At 38.3% G+C, this 24,212-nt stretch carries 22 protein-coding genes; 13 read left to right on the top strand and 9 right to left on the bottom strand.

What is annotated here, in order from left to right; all coding sequences use genetic code 11:
* Window positions 1-75 precede the first annotated feature (75 nt).
* The 3 genes from Q0954_RS03750 to Q0954_RS03740 all read left to right on the top strand — a co-directional run bounded on the left by Q0954_RS03750 (window position 76) and on the right by Q0954_RS03740 (window position 3,816).
* A complete protein-coding gene (locus tag Q0954_RS03750) occupies window positions 76-2,328 on the top strand; it encodes a M1 family metallopeptidase (protein ID WP_299453804.1) in 2,253 nt (750 codons plus the stop codon).
* A 120-nt stretch (window positions 2,329-2,448) separates the two neighbouring features.
* The gene (locus Q0954_RS03745; protein WP_299453802.1) at window positions 2,449-3,123 is read left to right on the top strand and encodes a hypothetical protein; all 675 of its coding nucleotides are present in this window, start codon (window positions 2,449-2,451) and stop codon (window positions 3,121-3,123) included.
* A 33-nt stretch (window positions 3,124-3,156) separates the two neighbouring features.
* A complete protein-coding gene (locus Q0954_RS03740) occupies window positions 3,157-3,816 on the top strand; it encodes a hypothetical protein (protein ID WP_299453799.1) in 660 nt (219 codons plus the stop codon).
* A gap of 5 nt (window positions 3,817-3,821) precedes the next feature.
* Here Q0954_RS03740 and Q0954_RS03735 read toward each other — a convergent pair whose 3' ends face one another.
* The 3 genes from Q0954_RS03735 to Q0954_RS03725 form a co-directional block, all read right to left on the bottom strand.
* A complete protein-coding gene (locus Q0954_RS03735; protein ID WP_299453796.1) occupies window positions 3,822-5,927 on the bottom strand; it encodes a 7TM diverse intracellular signaling domain-containing protein in 2,106 nt (701 codons plus the stop codon).
* A 137-nt stretch (window positions 5,928-6,064) separates the two neighbouring features.
* Complete coding sequence (locus Q0954_RS03730) at window positions 6,065-7,813, bottom strand: sodium:solute symporter (protein WP_299453793.1); 1,749 nt, start codon at window positions 7,811-7,813, stop codon at window positions 6,065-6,067.
* Between the two features lie 105 nt (window positions 7,814-7,918).
* Window positions 7,919-8,086 (bottom strand): hypothetical protein, encoded by a 168-nt coding sequence (locus Q0954_RS03725; protein WP_299453789.1) that lies wholly within the window; start codon window positions 8,084-8,086, stop codon window positions 7,919-7,921.
* 801 nt (window positions 8,087-8,887) lie between these two features.
* Between Q0954_RS03725 and Q0954_RS03720 the strand changes: the two genes are divergently transcribed.
* The 5 genes from Q0954_RS03720 (at window position 8,888) to Q0954_RS03700 (ending at window position 12,291) form a co-directional block, all read left to right on the top strand.
* Window positions 8,888-9,325 (top strand): hypothetical protein, encoded by a 438-nt coding sequence (locus Q0954_RS03720; RefSeq protein WP_299453786.1) that lies wholly within the window; start codon window positions 8,888-8,890, stop codon window positions 9,323-9,325.
* A 186-nt stretch (window positions 9,326-9,511) separates the two neighbouring features.
* The gene (locus Q0954_RS03715) at window positions 9,512-9,904 is read left to right on the top strand and encodes a hypothetical protein (protein WP_299453784.1); all 393 of its coding nucleotides are present in this window, start codon (window positions 9,512-9,514) and stop codon (window positions 9,902-9,904) included.
* A gap of 546 nt (window positions 9,905-10,450) precedes the next feature.
* A complete protein-coding gene (locus tag Q0954_RS03710) occupies window positions 10,451-11,449 on the top strand; it encodes a hypothetical protein (RefSeq protein ID WP_299453782.1) in 999 nt (332 codons plus the stop codon).
* A 48-nt stretch (window positions 11,450-11,497) separates the two neighbouring features.
* On the top strand, window positions 11,498-11,947 hold the full coding sequence (locus Q0954_RS03705) for a hypothetical protein (RefSeq protein ID WP_299453781.1): 450 nt from the start codon (window positions 11,498-11,500) through the stop codon (window positions 11,945-11,947).
* A gap of 26 nt (window positions 11,948-11,973) precedes the next feature.
* Entirely contained in the window at window positions 11,974-12,291 is a 318-nt protein-coding gene (locus Q0954_RS03700; protein WP_299453779.1) for a hypothetical protein, read from the top strand.
* Window positions 12,292-12,479: 188 nt separating this feature from the next.
* Here the strand turns inward: Q0954_RS03700 and Q0954_RS03695 are convergent, their stop codons facing one another.
* Window positions 12,480-12,836: a four helix bundle protein gene (locus Q0954_RS03695; protein ID WP_299453776.1), complete on the bottom strand. Its 357-nt coding sequence runs from the start codon at window positions 12,834-12,836 to the stop codon at window positions 12,480-12,482.
* Between the two features lie 61 nt (window positions 12,837-12,897).
* Between Q0954_RS03695 and Q0954_RS03690 the strand changes: the two genes are divergently transcribed.
* Together Q0954_RS03690 and Q0954_RS03685 are read left to right on the top strand one after the other, a co-directional pair.
* On the top strand, window positions 12,898-13,233 hold the full coding sequence (locus Q0954_RS03690; protein WP_299453773.1) for a hypothetical protein: 336 nt from the start codon (window positions 12,898-12,900) through the stop codon (window positions 13,231-13,233).
* A gap of 698 nt (window positions 13,234-13,931) precedes the next feature.
* Complete coding sequence (locus Q0954_RS03685) at window positions 13,932-14,465, top strand: hypothetical protein (RefSeq protein WP_299453770.1); 534 nt, start codon at window positions 13,932-13,934, stop codon at window positions 14,463-14,465.
* Window positions 14,466-14,525: 60 nt separating this feature from the next.
* Here the strand turns inward: Q0954_RS03685 and Q0954_RS03680 are convergent, their stop codons facing one another.
* Together Q0954_RS03680 and Q0954_RS03675 are read right to left on the bottom strand one after the other, a co-directional pair.
* Window positions 14,526-17,042 (bottom strand): PIG-L family deacetylase, encoded by a 2,517-nt coding sequence (locus Q0954_RS03680; RefSeq protein ID WP_299453769.1) that lies wholly within the window; start codon window positions 17,040-17,042, stop codon window positions 14,526-14,528.
* Window positions 17,043-17,197: 155 nt separating this feature from the next.
* Window positions 17,198-18,070 (bottom strand): DUF2911 domain-containing protein, encoded by an 873-nt coding sequence (locus tag Q0954_RS03675; protein WP_299453766.1) that lies wholly within the window; start codon window positions 18,068-18,070, stop codon window positions 17,198-17,200.
* A 320-nt stretch (window positions 18,071-18,390) separates the two neighbouring features.
* Between Q0954_RS03675 and Q0954_RS03670 the strand changes: the two genes are divergently transcribed.
* Window positions 18,391-19,977, top strand: a complete 1,587-nt coding sequence (locus Q0954_RS03670) for an FAD-binding domain-containing protein (RefSeq protein ID WP_299453763.1) — start codon at window positions 18,391-18,393, stop codon at window positions 19,975-19,977.
* Here the strand turns inward: Q0954_RS03670 and Q0954_RS03665 are convergent.
* Window positions 19,974-21,356, bottom strand: coding sequence for an MATE family efflux transporter (locus Q0954_RS03665; RefSeq protein WP_299453760.1), 1,383 nt, complete (start codon window positions 21,354-21,356; stop codon window positions 19,974-19,976). The genes Q0954_RS03670 and Q0954_RS03665 overlap by 4 nt on opposite strands.
* A 283-nt stretch (window positions 21,357-21,639) precedes the next feature.
* On the opposite strand from Q0954_RS03665, the gene panB reads away from it, so the two are divergent.
* Window positions 21,640-22,470, top strand: a complete 831-nt coding sequence (gene panB, locus Q0954_RS03660; RefSeq protein WP_299453758.1) for a 3-methyl-2-oxobutanoate hydroxymethyltransferase — start codon at window positions 21,640-21,642, stop codon at window positions 22,468-22,470.
* Window positions 22,471-22,536: 66 nt separating this feature from the next.
* Window positions 22,537-22,728 carry a hypothetical protein gene (locus Q0954_RS03655; RefSeq protein WP_299453756.1) on the top strand — a complete coding sequence of 64 codons (192 nt, stop codon included), beginning with the start codon at window positions 22,537-22,539 and terminating at the stop codon, window positions 22,726-22,728.
* Between the two features lie 86 nt (window positions 22,729-22,814).
* On the opposite strand, the gene Q0954_RS03650 is transcribed toward Q0954_RS03655, so the two are convergent.
* Both Q0954_RS03650 and Q0954_RS03645 read right to left on the bottom strand, forming a co-directional pair.
* Entirely contained in the window at window positions 22,815-23,039 is a 225-nt protein-coding gene (locus tag Q0954_RS03650; RefSeq protein ID WP_299453755.1) for a hypothetical protein, read from the bottom strand.
* Between the two features lie 168 nt (window positions 23,040-23,207).
* Window positions 23,208-23,396, bottom strand: coding sequence for a DeoR family transcriptional regulator (locus Q0954_RS03645; RefSeq protein ID WP_299453753.1), 189 nt, complete (start codon window positions 23,394-23,396; stop codon window positions 23,208-23,210).
* Window positions 23,397-24,212 lie beyond the last annotated feature (816 nt).

Raw genomic sequence — 24,212 nt, 5'->3', positions numbered from 1 at the left:
TTTTCTAGCTAAATTTGTTTAGACAGTCTGGTTCTCATCATAAGAAGACCTATTCATTTTTAATATTTTACCCATATGAAAAAACTACTATTACTATTACTATCATGTATAACGGTAAATGCTTTGGCTCAGAAAAAGCCATCGACATCTGACCAAGAAGCTCCTCTCCCCAAGTATGTAAGTTCTAAATTTGCTCAATTAGGCCAGGAACTCCCCACTCCCAATGTATACCGTACAGGAGATGGTTCTCCAGGCCCAAACTATTGGCAACAAAAGGCTGACTATAAGATTAAGGCTACCTTGGATGAAGCAAAGAATGTAATTACCGGATCGGAAACAATCACCTACTATAACAATGCCCCTATCCCATTGCGGTATTTATGGATACAACTCGATCAAAATCGCTTTGCCGGGGATGCTACTGCACAAAAGGCAAACCCAATGAAGCTTACCAAGAGCAATGGTAGTGTACAAAGGCTTTTTCGCTGGGTATCACTTACCAAAGACGACTACGGGTATACCATTTCTAATGTAAAAGATAAAAGTGGCAAAAAACTGAAGTATACCATCAATGGTACCATGATGCGCCTTGAACTACCTCAGCCTATCAAAGCCAAAGGTGGTTCGTTTACGTTTTCGCTAGATTGGAAAAACAAAATTCGCGAACGCTTAAAAATTGGTGGACGTGGTGGTTATGAACACTTTCCTAAAGATGGCAACAATGTATACGCTATAGCACAATGGTTTCCTCGTATGTGTGTGTATGATGACGTAAATGGTTGGCAAAATAAGCAATTTTTAGGACGCGGTGAGTTTGCTTTGACTTTTGGCGACTATGAAGTAGCACTTACTGTGCCTGCCGACCATATCGTAGGTGCAACCGGAGAGCTGCAAAATGCTAAAAAGGTATTGTCTTCTGAGCAGATCAAACGTTGGGAAAAAGCTAAAAACGCTAAAAACCCTGTAGTAATTGTGACTCAAAAAGAAGCCGAAGCTAAAGAAAAGACCAAAAGTACTCAAACTAAGACTTGGATATTCAAAGCTAAAAATGTTCGTGATTTTGCCTTTACCAGTTCACGCAAGCTAATCTGGGATGCCATGGGCGTAAATGTAGGAGGTAAAAATGTATGGGCTATGTCTTACTACCCCAAAGAGGCTAACCCACTGTGGGGCAACTACTCTACTCATATTGTAGCGCATACACTTAAAGTTTACTCTAAGTATACCTTTGACTACCCTTACCCAGTAGCCATTTCAGTAGAAGCATCCAATGGTATGGAATATCCTATGATTTGTTTCAATTATGGTCGCCCTAATGCCCAGGGAGTCACTAGTGCACGCATGCGTAATGGTATGTTTGGGGTAATTATTCACGAAGTTGGTCACAACTTCTTTCCAATGATTGTAAACTCTGACGAAAGACAATGGACGTGGATGGATGAAGGGCTTAACTCTTTTGTACAAACGCTTGCCGAACGTGAAATTCAATCGCTTTCGTGGGCACCAGATGTCTACAAGAAAAACGGCTTCCCTGAAGGTTCACGCAACCCAAAAAATATTATTCGCTATATGCGTATTGACCCTAAGAAAATGGTACCTATCATGAGTAATTCTGAGTCGATTCCTTATTTTGGGCCTAATGCCTACAGCAAACCTGCCACCGCGTTGAACATCTTACGCAACACCATTATGGGACCAGAATTGTTTGACTATGCTTTCCGTGAGTATTCGCAAAAGTGGATGTTTAAACACCCAAAACCTGCCGATTTTTTCCGTACTATGGAAGATGCCTCTGGGGTTGACTTAGATTGGTTCTGGAGAGGTTGGTTTTATTCTACCGAACCTTGTGATATTTCGCTCGAAGGTGTGAAATTGTTTCAGGTAGAAAGCGATAAAAACAAAACTGTGGCAAGTAAAATGGTATTTAAGCCCACATTTTATACTCAAGACCAAATCAATAACATTACTGCGATTGTCAAACGACGTGGCTTAACACTCAACAAAGGGGATAAAGAGGCAATGAGCCCTAACAGCTTCTTTTATCAATTAGACTTTAAAAACAAGGGTGGTTTGCTGATGCCAATTATTGTAAAAATGCAGTATAAGGATGGAAGCCAGCAAAACGTAAAAATACCTGCAGAAATCTGGAAAAAAGACCCGGTAAAAGTGTCTAAGGTATTGATGACTAAAAAAGAAGTAGTGAAGTTTGTAGTAGATCCTAATGGCGAAACTGCTGACATTGATACTAAAAACAATGCTTTTCCTCGTGCAGAAATGAGTAAGTCAGGTTTTAAGAAAATGAAAGAGAAAAAAGGCTCTCAAGAATAATGTTTTCAGGCTTTGTTTGCTTGAGTATACTTAAGCAAACAAAGTATTTATGCAAAGGCTTATGGTGCTGTTCAACAAATTGAACAGCACTTTTTTTGTATTTATTCGTTTCTATAGATAATGATCACAAAAAGACAAGCAGAAAAAATATTATCACTCTTCAATAGTGGTGATGAGATTAACATTCTTTTAGCGTTAAACCTCATTACATCACTGGATGCTTTCGAAGACATCGCCCAATACAGTGATGAATACCTTGGCAATATATCACACAAGAGTCTCGATACTATGGAGGCACTATATACCTACCAAGGAGTAAAAACCAGTGAAACTGTTATAAATATACTAGGGGTGTGGGACCAATTATTGGAAACCTCAGAAGAGCATAAAAAAGTAAAACGCAAAACCTTTCATGTATTGTTGAATTTACTTTACCTTGAAAACCGATATGATACTCAAGTGCCTGATAATGCCATTAAATTAGTAATTAATAAAACAGGGGATAAGTTCGAGTTGTGGCTCAAAGAAAATTGGTATTTAAAAAATCTAAGTACTTTACTGCCTTACATTCATAAGGCTAACAAACTTTCGAAAGATTTGCCCAACCTACAAAAGGAATACAGTACAAGTCTGCATGGCAAGGGTATTTTAGCTAAAACCAAAAATGACCATCATTTCCTTGACTTGCTGGATATAGTCCGTAAATCAAAGTCTAAAATTCAGTATGCGTTATTTCCTGCCTGGCAACCTGATCAGGCAGGTTTGGTATTAAAAATAGGTGTTCTTAACAATTAGTTTTCCTCTCTATTCTTCCTCTCTCCTCCACAAATGATCCCTCCCAAACAACTCCAATCTATATTAGCCTTGCTCAAAAGCGAAGACGAAGCGAGTATTTTACTTGCCATATACTTGATCAACTCTTACGAGACCTTTGTCTACCCTCCACAAGACGATCAACTCCTAGGCAATGATTTGCTGAAAGGTTTTCAACAACCCAACGCCTTGTACACTTATCAAGGGATAAAAAATGAGGCATCAATTATATCTATTGTCGATACATGGAAGCCACTCGTGGAAAAACTCTGGCAACAAGACGAAACAATACCTCAACGCAAACTCAGCTCGATTATCATTCAGTTATTGTGTTTTGAGAAAACCTATCAAACAAGAGAAAGTAACCATCAAATAAAATTGGTGGTGCAACAACACCCCAAATACTATCAGATTTTCCTACAAGACGTTTGGGAACCAGAAAAGCTCAGTAAGTTAATCTTTTACATTCAACAGAGCAACAAAACTATAGATGACTTGTGGACTATGCAAAAACCAAGTCGCCTTTACCGACGAAAAAATCCTATCCATCCTTTTTTACAGGGCACCACAGACATTGTACGCCGAACCGGAACATTGATTAAATATGCTATACACCCTTGCCCTGATTACCCATTGGTAGCTTTGGCCATCCAAGTAACCATAAATACAGATTAAACAAATTACACCTTCACCCCCATTACCAACACATCGTCTATTTGTGTTTCGTTCCCTTGTTGCATCCATTGTTCCAGGGTTGTATCTAGTATTTTTTGCTGCTCTTCCATTTCTTTCAAATGCACATCCATTAATAAGTTCTTTAACCTTGCTAACATGAATTTTTTATTTTCTTCGCCCCCAAACTGGTCTTGATAACCATCAGAAAATAAATAAAAAATAGTGGGTGTGCTAATATCTACTTGATGGCATCTAAACTCCTTGAGTTGCCTCACTTGCCCTCCTATGCTGCGTTTGTCCCCTTTGATAAGTGTCAATTGTTCATTTTGGATATACACTAAAGGGTTTTTAGCTCCGGCAAACTCCATCAAGTGCTTTTGTTTATCTATCACCACCAGCGCCGCATCCATTCCATCCTTGTTATTAGTTTCCGATTGTTTAAGTACACTGGCAATATAGCGGTGCAACAACTCTAGTATTGTATTGGGTTTGGTTTCTTTTCTTACCTTCACTATTTCAGTCATCACTTCGTACCCAATCATAGACATAAATGCCCCCGGTATGCCGTGCCCAGTACAATCAATCGCAGCAAGCAACAATCGCTCGTCTTCCAAAACTTCTATATAGTGAAAGTCTCCTGAAACAATGTCGCGGGGTTTGAACAAAATGAAAAAATTATCGGCTCCCAATGCATTTATTACCCCCTTGCGTAAAGACAATAATGCATTCTGAATGGTTTTGGCGTAGTTAATAGAAGCGAGCAAATTCTCATTTTTCTTATTTATTTCTTGATAAGTTTCTTGAAGTTCTTGATGGGTGGCTTTCATCATTTGGTTTTGAGCCTCCATTTCCTCATTTTGTTCTTGTATCTCAAGAGTACGCTCTTTTACCTTATGCTCTAGGGCTTCTTTTTGATTGGTAATCAGCTGTAAGTTTTGCGCCAATGCCTCATCTTTTTCTTTTTTGAGTATATTTAACCGATCACCCAACGCCAAAGAAAACATCAACGCCTCTAAACCAAACCCAAAGTAGAGCGATTGTCGGGTAAATGTATTGAGTGGCAATAATCCATTTGATGTAAATAAATAAACAAAAGAAGCAATGATCACCGAACTCCACCCCAAAATATAAAATCGGGCATTTTTATGCCCCTTGAGCCAAAGGTATACGCCACAAATAAGTAGGCTAAAAGAATAAACTAATACCGTCAATTGAAAAAACTTAAGGTAATAGGTCATGTGGATACCCAGCAAATTAAGTAAAGGAAAAAACACTCCTAAACATATAGTAAGCGCCCAAAGCCAACGCTTTAGTTTAGGCGCATGCTGTTTAAGGTTTAAATAAAGATCAACAAACAGAGTAATCGTCCAAAACAATGGGCTTTGCCACACCAAAAAGTTGTCCCAAAACCAACTATAAAAAAACATTGCTTGACCATTACTAAAGGGTGTCACCAAAAATACCATGGCAAGGTAGCTTACATAAATGAGATAGAGTCTGTCGTGGGTAGCAAAAAACAAAAACAGATTGTAAACTAACATAGACAATACCAAGCCTATAAAAATATTTAGAATTTGGTCGTAAGTGTCAAATTTTTTAATCAAACTCTGAGTGGTCCCAACCTTAAAAGGAAGTAATAGGTTGAGACTTCCTTTAACTCTTAAATAATATGTTTGAGGAGAAAGATGTTGATGGATAGGGACACAATAAAACGCAGACGGAAACACTCTGTTTTGCTGTGGGCGACTAGCCCCTAACAACAAGGGGGAGGAATAAGTACCGTCAATTTTAGGGGTATAAAAATCAATATATTTTAAACGAGTATCTGCTATGCTTAACCAAACATCTTTGTTTGATTTATTTTCTATAATAATTTTAAACCAAAAAGCAGAGGTAGAAACAGGGTGGCTAAATATGTTTTTAGGCAGGGGTTTGAATGTTTGCTGATACTGAGGCTTTGTAATATCACTGATAGCAAGCGTGCTGGTTTTATCTTCAAGCACCATCATTTTTTTACCTACCCACATCAACCCATCCAGGTTGTTGAGGTAAATAGTATTTTGAGCAAAGCTATTGATGTGGATACATAAACATACAAAGAGAACAAACAAACATCTCATAGGTTTAATGTATAAATAACAGGGAATGGGTTTGTTTTGGGCTGGTAATATATAATACACAAAAAACAGGCAATTATGAAAAAATCGCTCATTTTTTTACACGCCTCCTCTCCCTTGAACAAATACCTTTATTTTTTAAAAAACTTAGATTGATGCAATAGCCAAGCAACAAAAATAAGTGGCAAACAACCGATGACATTGTACCACAAAAATGGAATATTGATATTAGGGAAAAACCAGCCTACATCTACCCCCTTTGCCGCAAAAAAGGCATTGATATACTGAGAAGTATGACAATAGATGACCAACAACTCGGAAAAAACTGCGGCAATAAATACTTCTTTAGAACCTACTTTTTTCAAGAAAAATGCTACCAGAAATATGCCCAAAATAGTTCCATACACCAACGAGCCTATTAGGTTTACCGCTTCTATCAAGGCACCTAACCTATTGGCAAACATAGATAGTACAATGGCGTATAGTCCCCACCCTATAGTCAATACTTTACTCATGCGTAAATAGTGTTGGTCGGAGGCTTCAGGCTTAATCATTCGTTTGTAAATATCAATAACGGTAGTAGAGGCAAGGGCATTTAGTTCGGAGGCAGTAGAAGACATAGATGCCGAAATAATCACTGATACCAGCAAACCTACCAAGCCCAATGGGAGGTACTTCATCACATAGCTAATAAAAATATAGTTAATATCGCGGGTATCAGCCGTATTATCTGCTTTTACCATTACCGCGTTGGCTTTTCCTTTTATTTCTTTGGCTTTCTTTTCACTGGCACGAAGCCCTGCTACTGCTGCTTGTTCAGCATCGTAGTTTTTTTCTTTACGTGCCTTCACCATTGCCAAAGCATACGCTTTTTTATCCGCAGAGTTTTTATCATACGCTTGTTCCAGGGCTTTAAACTCTTGCTTATACGCTGAGTTGCGGGTGTTTTCTACCAGGTTGCGTTTAAAAGAAATAGGGGGTGCCTGAAACATATAAAAAACAAACATCATAGCACCTATAAACAAGATGGCAAACTGCATAGGGATTTTGATCATACCATTGAACAACAATCCCAAACGGCTTTGGGCTGCCGATTGCCCCCCCAGGTAGCGCTGTACTTGAGACTGATCAGTGCCAAAATAAGACAGGGCAAGAAAAAAACCACCGATAATGCCCGACCAGAAATTATACTTGGTAGTCAGGTCTACCTCGAAGTCTACCACATTAAGTTTACCCATTTTACCCGCCAAATGTAAGGCATCATTGAACGAAACTTCCTTAGGCAAACCATTGACCACCATATAGCCAGCCACCACCATTCCAAGCAAGATAATCACCATTTGCACCTTTTGGGTTTGGCTTACCGCTTTGGTACCTCCTGATACAGTGTAAATGATCACCACTAAACCAGTAAAAAAATTGGTCCAATAGATGTTCCAACCCAACAATGCAGATAAAATAAGTGAAGGTGCAAAAATAGTAAAGCCTGCTGCCAGACCACGTTGCAGCAAAAACAAAAAAGCAGCAAAAGCGCGGGTGCGAAGATCAAAACGTTTCTCTAAATACTCATAGGCAGTGTACACATTCAAGCGGCGGTAAATAGGGACAATAACTGCTGAAATAATGACCATTGCCAATGGCAAACCAAAGTAAAATTGGACAAAGCGCATTCCATCGTCATAACCCAAGCCAGGTGCCGATAAAAAAGTAATAGCGCTTGCCTGAGTTGCCATAATAGACAACCCGATGGTAAACCAGGTCATTTCGCGGTTGCCCAACAAATACGCTTGCATATTTTTGCTTCCCTGGCTCTTCCACAAGCCATAGCCTACAATCAATAATTGGGTAAGGATAAGAACTACCCAGTCTAAAGTGCCCATGTTTTAAAAGGTGATTTTTTTGAGATTAAAAGTAGTGGTAAGCAATTAGCCATAAGTTACAGGTAAGATTAACCTGTAGTACCTGATAATTACTTGTTAGGTAAGCTATTCGAATAGTTTAGTAAATATGTAAAACAGGCATATCAGTAGGGCAAGCTCGCCCAATACAAATACATACATCTGTGTCCAGTTTTTAAATATAGAAGGTAAGCCTATTTTTTCATCTTCTTCTGTGTTTATTTGCTCTTCTTGCGGGGTTTCTTGGTTGGTCATACGTGGTTTTTTTGTTCATGAGTATGCTACTTCTTGCCCAAGGTAAGGAAATCTTGAAGATTTTTAAAGCTTGCTCCTTCACAAAGAGGGTTATAGCTTGTTAAATAATTCATAAAATTTTGTGGAAAATCAACAGGTTTCGGAAAGGCAAACTGGACTATATGTTTTTTTGTAAAAAAACTTACATAATATTAAATAGCAAAACTATCTACTTAAACGAGATCAAACTATAATCAGGAAACAAGCATTTGCATCCTTTCTCTGCTCTAATTACTGTATTTTAACTAACTTACTTTCAGTGATCAGTATTCAAACAAACATTTTAAATGTACATCCAAAAGCCTAGAGTATAACAATACTATTAGCTAAGAAGTTGTTTCTATTAAATCAGATGAAACTAAATTTTTTATTATAAAAAGCTAAACACAAAATAAATTACATAAGAAAAGGTACTTGGATAAGGTAAACAAAAAAGCTAAACACTAAGTATTAATACTCATAAACAGTAAAGGGTGTACCTTTAAAACAGTTAAGTGTGATGTTTTTAAACTTATTATAAGGCATTACATTCATTATCTACAAAATTCATCTTTCCTGGAGGTTTGCCACCTCTACCTTCCACCAATTAATAGCACAGTTTAACTTTTTTCCCAAATAGGGAATATTTTCTCTAAATGGCACTTTTATTTTTACTCTTTATAAATTAAACGTCTTATAATCAACAAGTTATGCTCCTTGCTTAATTTTTGCCAACTATCAAACCAAATACTTAATACAAAATTTTACGATTAATCATTAACAATGAGCATTACAGCAATAGCAAACACTAAGGTTACCGAAATTTATAGAAGCAGTTACATCAATGCTGATTTAATTACTGCAGAGGGAATTTTCATTATTGAAAGCAAAGGACATTGTCCTAGCAAAGATTTCAGAGGTCTATTTCAAGAAGTTGGTCAGCATGCCAAGAAATACCAAGTGGGTAAATGGTTTTTAGACTTACAAAATTTTTCAGCAAGCCCTGAAGACATTGATTGGGTAGTTGATGAATGGATTCCTAAAATTACCAAAGCCATAGGTTGTAAGCACCACATCGCCTTTACTTTTCCTGAAAATGTGATTTATCAATTTGGATTCTCGCGTCGTTTGAATAAACTGTTCCCAAGTGGCTGCTTACATATTATGCCTATTGCTGACAAAGTTCATGCGGTGAGGTGGCTTCAGGAATGTGATCAGTAGGTGCCTGATCTGCCATATAATTATATACAATCTAGGGGGGCTTTTACCTTTTAAGAAACAGTGTCAATATTAGATAATTTGATACACATCGCCCCACTCAATATTCTTTCTAATTTTACCTTAAATAAATAACAAATTGGTTGAATTTTTGATAATGAAGACATATCTTACTTCAAACGAACAATTATGAATAATATTCAATTAGCTTTAACACTTATCGATTATTTAATTGATAAACATGCAGGATCTGTTGTTCCTGCTCTAACATCTACTACTGAGGCTTCTCCAGAAAGCAGCCCTTGGGGATCACTAGATTTAGACGCCAGTCAATTTGGACAAGAAAGCTTCCAAGTAGACACTCCCTCAAAACCTACCCCTGCTCAGCCAGATTTTATTCCCCAAAAAGAACTCCCCCCAACACCTCAACACCTTGATCAGGAAGACAGTTTTATTTCAACAGCAAAAGAAGCTTTACCACTAAAGCCATCTACTGAACCTGATCAATCAACCCCTGCTCACCGCCCTGATAAGATTGACAGTCAACCTGGGGAGTTTAATGATTTCAATTTCGATTTTTAGCAGCTTAGAACTTGTTTAAAAGGTATTTTATAATGTCTTTTTTGGTTAGATGCATCAAATCAAGTTTTAGCAAGTTTCTAAATCATCCAAATTAAGTTTAGGAGCTTTGTTTCACCTTTGAAAAGTTAGTACTTATACTAATTTGAAAAACTCAAGGCTACATAGCTCTGCTTTAGCTAAACTGACTTCATTGAGTTCACCACAGCAAAACGGGTTTGACAAAATACAATCAGAAAAGTTGCGTAAAGACTCACAGTCTCGATGCATTGGAGACCTACCAAACTTGATTCGATGTCCTACTAACTGTTAATTTTAAACAAGCTTTAAAAGCTAATTTTAGTTTCCAAAAAGAGGAAATAAACTGTTTAACATTATATATCTAAAGTAAAACAATTATATTTCTAAAAATCCAATACTTTCAGAAAATTTAACACAAAAAACAAGCTTTTGGCATCATTTTCTCTTATTTTTAATATATAAATTCACATTTTTTCTCGTTTACCACGATTAATTTTGTTGAACATTTTCTACTGGATATTAAACAGTATGAGCAACGAAGACTTCCAAATATTGCAGTTGATAAAACAACTATTACAACAGAAAAACCTCAAGACTGAGGAGTTGGGTAGTTTATCTCGTGATTTGTCTCATTATGGGTCAAATGACGATTCTTCCTCTAATGAAACAGATCAAAATGTAAAAGCCATGCAAGAACGTATCGAGTACCTCGAGGAGCAACTGGATTCCACAATTAAGATGGCAGAAATGACCATAAACGGTCTGGCGCAAGAGCTTAGTCAGTACACTACGCAAAACTATTCTGCTATTAATAATGAACAGGCATCTTTGCCCTCCTCCTCTAAGTTTGACTACTTGGGAGATGTTCTTTTTACTACTGAACATCAACTTCAGCAGTTACTTCCTCAATCTTTCTTTTTACAGGCGTCTCAGGACAATCTGAAGGGGAGCTTTGTGTGGGCAAAAGAAAAAATGGGTCTTGTCTATCTAATCTTTGCTTTTTGCGAGGGTACCGATAGTGACAGATTGCAACAAGCGATTGTTTGTAATCACTTGACCAACACCATTGTACTGGAAAGCCATTTAATAGATGTAAAATCTATCCTTAATAGAGTTGATTTTTATTTGAACAAGATGCATAATGACCGTCAGCAGTTCCGCGATACGATTCAATATGGGGTTTGTGTCATTGACAAAATAAACTCTCGTTTAGACTATATTGGCTCCAACATGACCTTGCTGTCTTTTCAACAAGATAGTTTTCAGGAATACACAAGTCCTCCCATGTTGGGTAGCTCATCTAGTCACAGTGATTTGAATGAAAAACAAAGCCTACAGATTCAAAGAGGTAGTCGCTTTTATGTATTCCCTCAAGTCGGGGAATTTCGTTCAGAAGCTATTCAAAAAGTACAAGAAATAGGTCACACTGAGTTTGTAACCCAAAAAGAGCACCTCAATCAGTGGCTAAACACCCAAATATCCACCAACAATATTCATGAGTATTTCATATCTGGCTTTGGATTTTAGCCAATTGATTCACTTTTGCTGTTTTAACACGAAAATTCACGAATTAAGATGATACAAGATGACTTAAGAATCCTTCAGGAAAATGGTTTTGTTACTCAGTATGAAGATAAAACTGGAAAAATTTATGTGAGTCAAAGCACACAAATTTTTATATGTGAAGTATTACTGCCATACATGCCTATCGAGGATTTTAAAAATCTACTATTACAAAAAGGACTACTCATCAAGCAATTTGGTTGTAGAAAATTCATCTTCGATAAACGAGTAATTAGAGGATTTCATCAACCTTCCATGGAATGGTATTATGCAGTTTGGAAGCCTAAAATGGAAGAAAAATTTGGGTTGAGAATACATCGAAAGCTATTTACTACTGAAGAATGGTTTCGCAAATGTGTGGAAGTAGGACGAACCGAAATAAGGAGAAAATACCCTAATAGCACAGTGCATCAAATGGATATTAAAATGTGCGAGTCTCTCAAGGAAGCAATTACAACTTAAACAATTAATAATAAACAATTTATGCCATGTTTCAAATAGTGTTCGACCGGCAATGGCATCGTTTTCGGATTCTCTTCGAGCTTTATAAGAGGAGCAACGCCGATATAGATACAGTATATGATTTACGGGAGCTTTCTATGAGCCAGGGAATCAAACTACTGGACTTTTTGCCTGCCTGGAAATATTTACAAATGGAAGAACTTATTCGAGTACGCTTTGGAGGATCAACAAGAAGGTATCAAGCTTGTTTGACCCATTCGGGCCTCAAAGCCATAGAAGAAGTCTTCTTGAACGAAAACGAGCCAACGTATTACTTTCCGGCTTTTCGTGAGATGCAACATTGAGTACTTGTTAGCCTGGCTGCCCTGGGTGAGAAATACTCACCTTTGATTTGCTCACAATGTGATAAAGAGGGGTTGATGACAATAATTTTAGTCATAGGCATTGCCTTACAGTTATTGGTTTTTGTCGTGCAAAAAATGTATTTCAGAGCCTCAAACATTGCATCACTTTGTACGCTAACATACAGTACTTAAGTAATTGTGAAATTCTCCTGAATAATTTGTTCAAGCTGAGCAAGTTCCTGATTTACAAGTTCATAATCAGGTTCATTTACTCTACCTGATTCAAAAAGTAGATTGAGCCAATAGTGTGTTTTATGCAAATAGTCTAAAACCTGAGAAATATGTTGGAGAATCGCTTCTTTAGAAGGTAAGCTTGACATTTCTGTGATTTTTTCGCCAATGATTGTCCCATTTTCTATGAGCTTTTGGGATAAGTAAAACTCCTTATGATTGAGGGTTAGATCTTGATGAAGTGCTACGATATGAACCGCCAGGTATTTCGCTTTATTGGCCAATAACTTGAAGGTAATTTGACGCTTGTTCATATGGTTGTATTCATTTTATTTCTTTTCTAGATAGTATTAACTTTTTAAAATATCAACGTACATGCAAAATATTGTGCAAGAGAATCAAATTTATCGTTTTCAGATTCTTATGGAATTATACAAGACTAGCAATTCTGACATGGATTTTATAGCCAATATTCAGGAATTGGCCTCTAATGTAGGTATTAGTAATATGGCTTTTCAAGCTGCCTACAAGTATTTGTATATGCACGAATTGATACGTATGCATCCTTCTATGGCTACTTCTGGCACTGGAAGTCAAACACAGTACCAGGCGAGCATTACCCACCGGGGAATGAAAGTAGTAGAGGAGGTATTTAAATACCAACATAAAGCAACTGAGTATTTTCCTCCTTACCGGGAAATGATGCGCTAAGACTTAGTACATTGCGTTAAATGACTTGATATTTTTCTTAAAAACTCTCCAAGCCTTTGCCAAAGAGGACATTGTATTGTCTCGTTTCGATAAGACCATACAAGAAATGGAATATTATCAAACTTATTAGACAATGTATACAAGTACCTTGGAACAAAAATAATTTAACACTATAACACTTGACCAGTTCTGACAGGCTGCAAAAACCTGTCAGAACTAAATAGCTGGTTTTAAGGTGGTTTAAATTTTAAAAATCCATCATTATACTAAGATTAAAGTGATTACCTGTGGTGAGCTCGTCACAGCAAGCTGTAGACTCGGTTTTAAGATTTACAGGATTAGCTGAAGCAGAGCTCAGCAAAGCAAAGCTGCCCCGATGAACCGGGATTTAGAAATAGCTTAGGTTGATTAATGTTGGTATTCAGACAATTGGTCAAAATATGTCCAAAAAACCACTTTTGTTTAAGTCTAAAATAAAAATTTAAGTTCCAGTGTATTTAGTGACCTATGCAAAATACAGGTTCCCTTTTAGCTTTGTTGAGCTGAAGCTTGCTATGCTACTTGACTGTTTTTTTAAGGAGACAAAGCTACAAAACAAAGCGTCAACGCTGCCAAGCTAATTAAAGTAAAAAGGAGCAATTATTGCGTAACAATCACTTGACAAACAACTTGAAAACCTTGATTTAACTGCTAAAGAATTGGAAAACAAGCATAACTTAAATATTAACGACGATTATACCAACTTCACTAATCTGCCTGAGTTTAGGTTAGATGTAGAAGCTGAAATGGCCGAGGTTGACCGATTGTTTGCTCACCTGGATTCCAATTCTGCTACACAATCGCTCAATCAAACATCTACTCCTGCTACTACTCTTAATTCATCTGCAAAACGAGATGTGCTGGAAATCAACGATTCGTATACAAACTATACAAGCGTTGCCGAGTTTAGGATAGATGTGGAAGCCGAAATGGCTGAAGTAGATCGTTTACTTGGCGAAATACCCAAGGGAATAAAGATTCATTCTGCCTCTGTATCACCAAAAACTCAAGTTAACTCAAACAATTCGCAAGAAGGCATGAGAGATTTGAATCAACCGTTATCCGGAAACACCGCTCTTGAGCAGGAGTTGTCAGCAAAAATCACATCATTGCAAGATGAAGTAGCAGACTTGAAACTAAAACTGGTAAGTATTGAGAAAATCATGCAACTTGTTCTTGCCTCTCTCAAATAATTCTGGGAACATAAAAATGATATCCTCCCAATTGCACTTCTTGGGAGGATATGCTCTCTTTTACTTACCCAACGACAAGATGTTGGCAAGTAAACGATAGGCTCCTGCTACACCTGCTGGCAATTCTCGGAAAAACGACAAACCAGTATAAGCATAATAACCTTTGCCGTATTTGGCAATCAGTAAGCTACCTTTTTTGGGGCTTTCGCCTGGATCATTACACGAAAAAATAGGTTGGTATTTTTCATCCCACTGATTAGGAAAATACAATCCACGCTCTTGTACCCAATGGTCAAAATCAGCTGCAGTCAACTTATTGGGAGTGTTTAGCACTGGATGTTTGGGCGCAACAAAACTCATTTTTGCCTCTTCTACAGTCACTCTATCGCGCGAAAGCTTCAAAGGGTAAGGCCCCAATTGCTTGGTAACTGTACGGCGACTAGTGTTGTATTGTACGACCATATTGCCTCCATTTTTCACATATTCAAGCAATGTTTTTTGGTGAAACTTCATCCGTTTCTTAGTATTATATGCCCTGATACCTACCATTACAGCATCGTATTTTTTTAGGTTGGCTGCTGTAATATCAGCATCTTTTAATAAATCTACCTTATAACCAATCTGACGCAACGACTCAGGGACTTTGTCGCCTGCTCCCATAATATACCCAATCAACTCCCCTTTTTTGGCAATTTTAAGCTTGGCAATTTTGGCTTCTGCTACCGGAAATATAGTTTGGATAGGGATATGAGGATAATCAATGGTGAGCAAACCATAAGTATAAGCTTTGCCTCCTGCCGTTACTATTGCCTTTGCTACTCCTTCGGACGCCTGGGCAGGAGGGGTTACTTTAAAGCTAACCTTTTGCTCTTGGGACTTCTCTTTCAGGTTTACTTCTACCGATGCAGGGCTGCTTTTCCAGCCTTTGGGCAGTTGTAAGGCTACTTTCCCAACAAAATTGTGGGTATGCGCTTTTACTACCACCTCTATGCTTTGAACTTTACTGGTAAATAAATATACTGGATTGGCAATATTGGCAGTCACTGGTGGCGTAATCTCTAAGGCACGGTAACGCTCACCCCTTTGCGGAATCACCCACTTATGAAATACAGGAACTATATCTGTCAACACCAAGCCACCAATCTTAAAGGTAAACTTTACTGGAATGGCAGGCTTATTTTCGGGCAAACCAATCAGCGTTTGTTCTTTTACCTTAAACATTCCCTTATTGGCACGCTCGTGCAACCAATAAGGCTGAGAGTTTTGAGCATTGGTGGGTATTGTTACACTTAATTTAATTCGTTCTAAATGATTATTCTTAAGCTCTTTAGATGCATTGCTTTGCGCAAATATGGCATCTACTTTTTGTAAAGTAACTGGATAGTTTGAACGCTTGATTACCTGCATATTTAGCTGAACCTTGTCACCAGCAGCTACTCCATATACTGGACTGAGTGCCTCGTACCATACTCCTGCACATTGAAAAATCACATTTTTAAGTTCTTCTAGCTTGGCCTCTACCAATGCCGATTGGGGGAGGTTTTGCATCAACTTATAGGCTTTAGTCAAGGTAGGAATTATTTTAGCAGGGTTTTGCACATCAAACTCTTTATAAGCTTTCGCCAATATCGGGATTAACTTTTTGCCTCCTTTGACCCGCTTCCAGGTAACATCTATCCCTTCAAACAAATCGGCTTGTCCACCACTTACTTTGTTGCCGTCTACATGCTCAAAGTATTCATATTGAACCCCACGACGTTTGGCAGATCCAAACCCCTGGCTACGGTGCATGCTACGACTTTCGGCAGCTATTTCACCATAACCTTTGCCTAACAGCACATTGTATGCACCTGCGTCTACTTTAGGATATTTCGACATATCAGGTTTTGTTTTTGCCCCGGTAAACCTCATATAGTGACGATAGGTGTTCCAAACAACCCGCTTGGGCTTCCATACTTTTACATACTTCAATTGTTCAGGGTATTTGGTAGGATCAGCGGCTAACTTGCTTATTTCGGCACCAAATACTGCCGAGGTCACATGATGACCATGGTTGCGCTTGGTAAATTCGTTGTGCGAAAAGCGGGTGATAATTACATCAGGTTGAAACTTACGAATTACCCATACCATATCGGCCTTTACTTTTTCTTTGTCCCATATTTGCTGGGTTTCCTGGGTATTCTTTGAGTAACCAAAGTCATTGGCACGGGTAAAAAACTGCTGCCCTCCATCGGTACGGCGAGCCGCCAGTAGCTCCTGAGTGCGAATAACTCCCAACAACTCTCTTACTTCGGTACCTATCAGGTTTTGCCCTCCATCGCCACGTGTCAAGGCTAAGTAAGCCGTTCGGTATAACCTTCCTTTGGCAAGGTAGGCAATCAAACGGGTGTTCTCATCGTCAGGGTGAGCAGCAAGGTACATGGCGGTACCTGTTACCTGTAGTTTTTTGAGCGCCAGTTTTATTTCAGCAACATTCATTTGGGGGCGGGGTTCTGCCAAAGATTGGGCTTTTGCCATCAGGCAGTTCCCAAAAACCAAGGTCAAAACCAGTAAAAACAAAGTATTGTGTTTTGCCATAAGAATATAATATGTATTTTGATTAATAAGGATATGACCTATTCGATACAACTTCTTCGCATAATTCAATGCACCTGTTGTAGGCATTGTTACAAAAAAGCCACAAAAAAAGGGAAATTCTCATTTCCCCTCGATAATATATCAATATATTCAAATTATTTCCACGCTTTCATTCCTTTAGAAAGACTTGGATCAATGGTGTTTTTGTAGAAGTTTTTCCAACCGTTGCGTTTCTCTTTGGCGTATAGCTCTTTTACTTTTTTACCTAGTTTATAAGCTTCTTTTTTCTCGCCCATTTTAGCCATCAATTCGGCCTTCCACCAAGTGTTAATCATATTTTCGCCGCCCATAGCTACCGAAGCATCAATCATACCTTTGGCTAGTTTCAGGTCTTTTTCTTTGTCAGAGTTTAACACCACTTGGTAACCAGTATTCCCTAAGTTAAACCAGTTTGCCTGACCAGCAAATTTCTTTACACTTGCCATCAAAGGTCCTTTTATATCGCTTGTAAAAGAGAAAGAAGCTTCTATTTTTTCCCAGCGAAGGTTCACGGTGCCTTCGCCATTGGTACCAGCAGAAATATAATAAGTCAAACGCTCTCTGTTACGTAAACCTTTAGTGACAGTAGCTTTAGTTCTTACTACTACATCGGCTTCCTTAAAACCAAAGGCGCTCCCTTTAGTAGCCAACATCCACTCCCAGTTATTCGCGTCTTTGAGGTCGAGCATTAACACATAGTCTCCTTTTTTAATATTTTTACCGTTGATTTTCACGTCATTGCTAAAAGAAATCTTTGTAGGAGTGTTGGCTCCAGCACGCCAAACTTTGCCATACTTTTCGAGTCCTCCCCAAATGGTACGTCCTTTTACCGCAGGAGAAGAATATACAATTTTTACATCGGTTAAACCTACAGTTTGCATTGCCTCAGCACCAGGGCTAGGCGCAGGTAGTTTGGGTTGAGCAATGGCCAATGTAGTAACAGACAAAAAGAAAATCGCTGAAAACAATAAATGTAGGTGATTTTTCATAAGATTACAGAATTAGATGTTTGTTTTTTTAAGTTGAAGTCTCAAAGATATTAGTTTGTACAAAAAACCCCTGTTACTGAGTAGTTATTGACTTGTTAAAGTAGTGTTAAAGAGAGGTTTTGGGGAATTTTGAAAGAAATAGTACCTGCCTTACTTTATATGCCCATTTTATACACAAACGCTCACAAAAAGTTAGCAAAATCTGTTTGGGTTTTGTATTTTTGCTAAACATTGATAGGCAAACTTTATAAATACTCATATTGTTGTCAATGCACCTCACTTTTATACACTGGACTATGACTAAAACCTTGGGTAATTGCATGGAGCAGCCAAAAGAAAATGTCGATTCGACTGATACCCCTGTCACAGACACTTCTATGATCAATGTGGTATGGTTTAAACGCGATTTGCGTCTCGAAGACCATGCCCCACTCAAAGCTGCTATCGAAGCGGGTTTACCTGTTTTACTTATATATGTTTTTGAGCCCTCTTTGCAACAAAGCCCCGACTGGAACATACGCCATTGGCAATTTGTGTATCAATCTATAGAAGACCTCAATTTTGAACTGGAAGACCATCAAGCCAAGCTTCATTGCTTCCATGCTGAAGCCTCTGATGTATTCGAATATATATTAAAAACCCACCAAATTGACAAAGTTTTTTCGCATCAGGAAACAGGCATTCGGCTAACTTATGACCGTGACCGTCAAATACAACATTTTTTTGAACAAAAAGACATAGAGTGGCAAGAGTTTGAACAAAATGGCATACAAAGGGGTAGAAAAAATCGCCGAGGTTGGGCACAAGATTGGCAAATATTTATGAAAGAACCACTGGCTACGCCCAACTTAGCCCAATTAAATGCTATACCTTATGAAGTGACTGATTTTGCTTTTTTGTTTGACTATGTGACCGGACAAAAAATTCATCTTTACCCCAAGAACTACCAACCAGTGGGCATACGCAGTGCTCAAAAGTACCTCAAGGCATTTGGCAAAAAACGTATTGTACAATATACAACCCAACATAAACAACCTGCATTAAGCAACCAGAGTAATAGCCATTTATCACCTTATTTGGCATGGGGAAACCTGAGTGTACGGCAAGTATACCAACATTGCCAACAGTTGATGGTAGACTCACCTCATCGAGCCAACTTTGAGGCATATCTGCATCATTTGCGCCTGCATTGTCAAGCCATACAAAAATTTGAAATGGAAGATTACCTGGAGTTTGAGGCAGGGAATGAGGCATACCTACAATTGGAACACCCCCGTAAAAATGACCTGCTGGAGGCTTGGAAAAATGGGCAAACAGGTTTTCCTATGGTAGATGCAAGCATGCGTTGTATACAGCAAACAGGTTATCTCAACTTCCAAATGCGTTCATTAATCGTGTCTTTTCTTACCCACCACTTGTGGCAATCGTGGCATACTGGAGTGCATTACCTTGCCCAACAGTTTTTAGACTATGAACCAGGTGTGCACTTTGTTCGCTTTCAGGCGCAGGCAGGAGCTGTAGATACTCATAAGGTGAAAATTTTGAACCCAATAAAAGTCTCTAAAAAGTGTGACCCTGAAGCCCAATTTATAAAAAAATGGGTACCTGAGCTTAAAAACATTCCAGCGGGGCTCATCCACGATTTGAGCAAGATGACTACCATTGAACAAACTTTTTATAAATGTACTATTGGCAAAGACTATCCTGCCCCTATCATCAATATCAATGCTAGTCACCAACACGCCAAAGCTGCGCTTGAGGCATTAAAAAAAAATGAGGAAAAAGTGGCTCGCCCCATAAAGTCGGTCAAGGAACAACCATCGATTGATTATGCCCCATTGAAAGATACCACCAACCAAGCAATAATGTTTTCTGACAAGCACCAAAGACCTCCCATTCATAATTAATGCATTGTGGCTTCTTGCTTGCGATTGGCGTATACCAGCCGGTAAAAACGTAAAGTGAGAAAAATAGCCGAGACAGTAAGCCCTAGTAGTAGCCCTACCCACATGCCTTCTACGCCCCAATTGAAGTGAAAGCACAAGATATAACCCACTGGCAAAGCAATGAACCAATAAGATACCAAGGTGATAACAGTAGGCAGGTTTACATCGCCTATGCCTCGTAATACCCCCAAACCTACTACTTGAATGCCATCTGACAATTGAAAAAAACCTGCAATAATCATTAACGAAGCGGCTATATTGATTACTTGTTGATCGTCTATGTATACTTTTACCAAAAAGTAATTGAACGAAATAAACAACAAACAAGTAATGCTCATAAATATAAATACTAACATAAAAGCGCTGGTACCCGCCCTGAATATCCGAGCTGGGCTTCCTTCTCCGGCGGCGTTGCCTACCCTGATAGAACCTGCTACCCCTAACCCAGTAGCTGCCATATACGTAACCGCCGCAAGGTTGAGGGCTATTTGATGGGCTGCCAATGGTTTGGCACCCAACCAACCTACCATAATTGCCGCCCCAGCAAAAGCTGACACCTCAAAGAAGTGCTGAAAACCAGCCGGCAAGCCTTGCTGAAGTATGATTTTAGTTTGTGAATAAGTGGCTTTAAATAGGGTAAATGTACGCAGAAAAGGGCGAAAACGTGGCTTAGTAAACACATACCAAAACATACCTGCTGCCATTAGTACACGAGTAATCAAGGTAGCATACCCTGCTCCAGCCAACCCTAATGCGGGTGCACCCAACTTCCCATAAATAAGCACATAGTTCAAACAAACATTTACTATCGCACTGACATAGGTCACATACATGGCAGGTTTGGTAGCTGATATGCCTTCAGCAAAATGTTTGGCTACCATAAACAGCATCATAGGAATGGCCGAAAAAGCAATAATAATCAAATACTCAATGGCAAGTGGTACTACCTTTTCAGGTTGAGCAAATATGTCAAAATAAGATACCAACAAGTAGCTAATACCGACAAACAATACCCCAAAAGCAAAGGCTACTTTGATGCCCGCAGAAAATAGAGCCCCACAAGCATCTTTGTCTTGCTTGCCGTGGCGAGTAGCCACAAGCGGAGTTATTATAGAAATAGTGCCTAACCCAAATATGGTAAGCATAAAAAATATGGCATTGGCTATAGAAGAAGCTGCCAAAGGCACTGCGCCCAATTGCCCTACCATTACATTATCTATCAACGACATGAGCATTACCCCTACCTGCCCTATCATAATAGGGTAACTTAGCTTAAGGGTAGCTGCCAAATCTTTACGGTATGCCTGATAATATGCCCGTATCTTTTTGATTTTAAGCATTCTTAAATTAGTGATCTATTGTGTCAAAAAATTCCACAAAGCTACTAAAAACCCCTTGCATAGCCGATGGCTTTGCCAAATCTTTTCTCGGTTTCTCAATAAATTGTACTACATTTGACCCTCACAGAAAACAGGGGTAAAGGTAGTTTTATTGCAGTAATTAACCATCAAACCAACCAAAACTTCTGTTCTTATCAATATTTGTATCACTTTATTGGGTACTGGCTAACCAAAGCCTCATGCGTCTGACCCAATCGCATTACTTAAAAAAAACCAACACCTTATGTCTACATATAGTGCAGAACTCAAACGAGTAACTACTCACTCGCTTCAGGAAATGAAAACCCTAGGCGAAAAAATATCTATGCTTACCGCTTATGACTACTCCCTGGCCAAAATTGTAGATGGCGCTGGAGTAGATGTTATTTTAGTAGGTGACTCTGCGTCTAACGTAATGGCAGGGCACGAAACTACCTTGCCTATTACCCTCGATCAAATGATTTACCACGCATCGGCAGTAGTAAGAGCTGCCAAACGCGCCCTGATTGTAGTTGATTTGCCTTTTGGCTCTTACCAGGGCAACTCCGAAGAGGCATTGCGCTCAGCTATTCGTATTATGAAAGAGTCGGGCGCCCACGCAGTAAAACTGGAAGGTGGTGCCGAAATCAAAGAATCGGTAACGAGGGTATTAAGTGCTGGTGTACCAGTCATGGGACACTTGGGGCTTACCCCTCAGTCTATTTATAAATTTGGTACTTATACTGTGCGCGCCAAGGAAGAAGAAGAAGCTGCTAAGCTTATTCAAGATGCCCTTATTTTACAAGAGTGTGGTTGTTTTGGAATAGTACTGGAAAAAATACCTGCGCCACTTGCCAAAAAAGTATCTGAGTCCTTGAAAGTTCCTACCGTTGGTATTGGAGCTGGGGTTGATACTGATGGGCAAGTATTGGTACTACAAGATATGCTGGGAATAAATAAGGATTTCAAACCGCGTTTTTTACGTCGCTATGCCGACTTACATTCTGTAATTACGGGGTCTATTCAAAATTACGTGAGCGATATTAAGCAAAAGGACTTCCCTAATGAAAAAGAAAGCTATTGGAATAAAAAATAAATTTCTGTAATTTAGATTTATAAAATAACTCTAGTTATTTATAAGGAATGTATAAATCGTACAATTATGGAAATGCTTGCAACTCAGGACGAAAAAATGAAAATTGCTGAGTACTGGATTACAGGGGCCATTACTGCCCCAAGTGAAGTACAAGGTAAATTGAAGCAAATGAAAGAACTTCAACAACAAATAGAAACTTTGCAAAATAAAAAGCTTCACTTGTTAGAAGAAATTATTCAAGAAGCAGAACAGTTTTAATTAGGGCTCGGTTTCTTTTCCATATAATCAACACCTTCTCAAAAACCGTTATGCGGTGGTCTGAAAAGGTGTTTCTATTTTACCGCCTACCTACCCAACCACTCTATTAACGCCCAATCGTTGCGGGCAAGACGTAGCTCATCCTCTAACATTAATAAATGATGATCAATTTGTGAAGAATTTTGCGCTTGGAAATACTCTAGCGAGTCTTGGCTCAAAGCCGAAATGTTTTCAAGCCTGCGTTGCAAACTATAACATAAATTATCAATAAGGGAGTTTAGGTGTATTTTAGCATCGTTTTGTAACGACATATTTTGACTATTCAATGAGGGTTGTGTACATTGCATTATTCGTGTTGTTTAACGTGAATAAAAGCCAATGAGACAGGTTCCAAGCTATACTCATTGGCTACTTTCTCACCCGAAAAAGTGATACAAATATAGTAAAAAGGAGTAAAAAGTACCGAATTTCGGGACTAATTATTTACAACCGTAGCCATATTTTTTTAGTACAGGCTTTAATTTATCCACTGTTTTGCTGGATAAAGGTCTAGTGTCTCTCAAAATTTTACTCAAATAACTTTCGGAAAGCCCTGCCTCCAATGTTACCCCATTGACACTCAATGAAGGGCGTTCGTCAAAAAATTGTTTCAATTCTTCTATAGTCATATTCTTTCATGGTATTGGTTTGCTTTAAAGGTAACAAATTTATGGGATAATACTCGACACGAAATACCGCAATCGTTACGAAATAACGTATAAATATCACTCTTTTTAGCCAATCCCATTTCTGGGAAAATAAAAAATTACAACTTTATAACACTGACTATCAGATACTTAAAAAATATTTTCCAAGTAAAAATAATTTTGGTCTTTGGTTTGAATATATACTAATCAAAGATATTTAATAAGCTTTGTGGTTAGGAAAGAAAAACGAGATTCTGTTAGGGTCTCGTTTTTTACTTTAGTACCCTTCCCAAATCATTATATCTCTATCATACTTGGTGGTTACACATCAAGGCAAACACAAGGAATTCTCCTTCCTTATTTTACCTTAAACTCGTTGTTCATTTCGTAGGCAATTCAACAAAAAAATATCGTCTCAGGGGTTGGTCTTTTGACCCACACTTGCTAACCTAAAAGCCCTTACACAAGTCGTACACAATGTTTCGAGTGGCATTGCTCAGGTCAAAGACCTTCGCGGAGGGTAGTAAACCCATAAACGAAATACCGCAATCGTTACGAAATAACGTAGAAAAATCCTCACTTTTAGCCTCTCTCATTTTTATGAAATTGAAAAAATAAAATTTTATTTCACTGATTATCAATTACTTATAAAACAACTTTCAGGCTAAAAAGCTTTTGGTCTTTGGTTTGAATATATATTAACCAAAGATATTTAATAAGCTTTGTGGTTAGGAAAGAAAAACGAGATTCTGTTAGGGTCTCGTTTTTTACTTTAGTACTCTTCCCAAATCATTATAT

Source organism: uncultured Microscilla sp. (assembly GCF_947493425.1).
Classification (GTDB): domain Bacteria; phylum Bacteroidota; class Bacteroidia; order Cytophagales; family Microscillaceae; genus Microscilla.
Note: the sequence above shows the minus strand (reverse complement) of the source record. Positions and strands in the feature narration are given on the sequence as shown.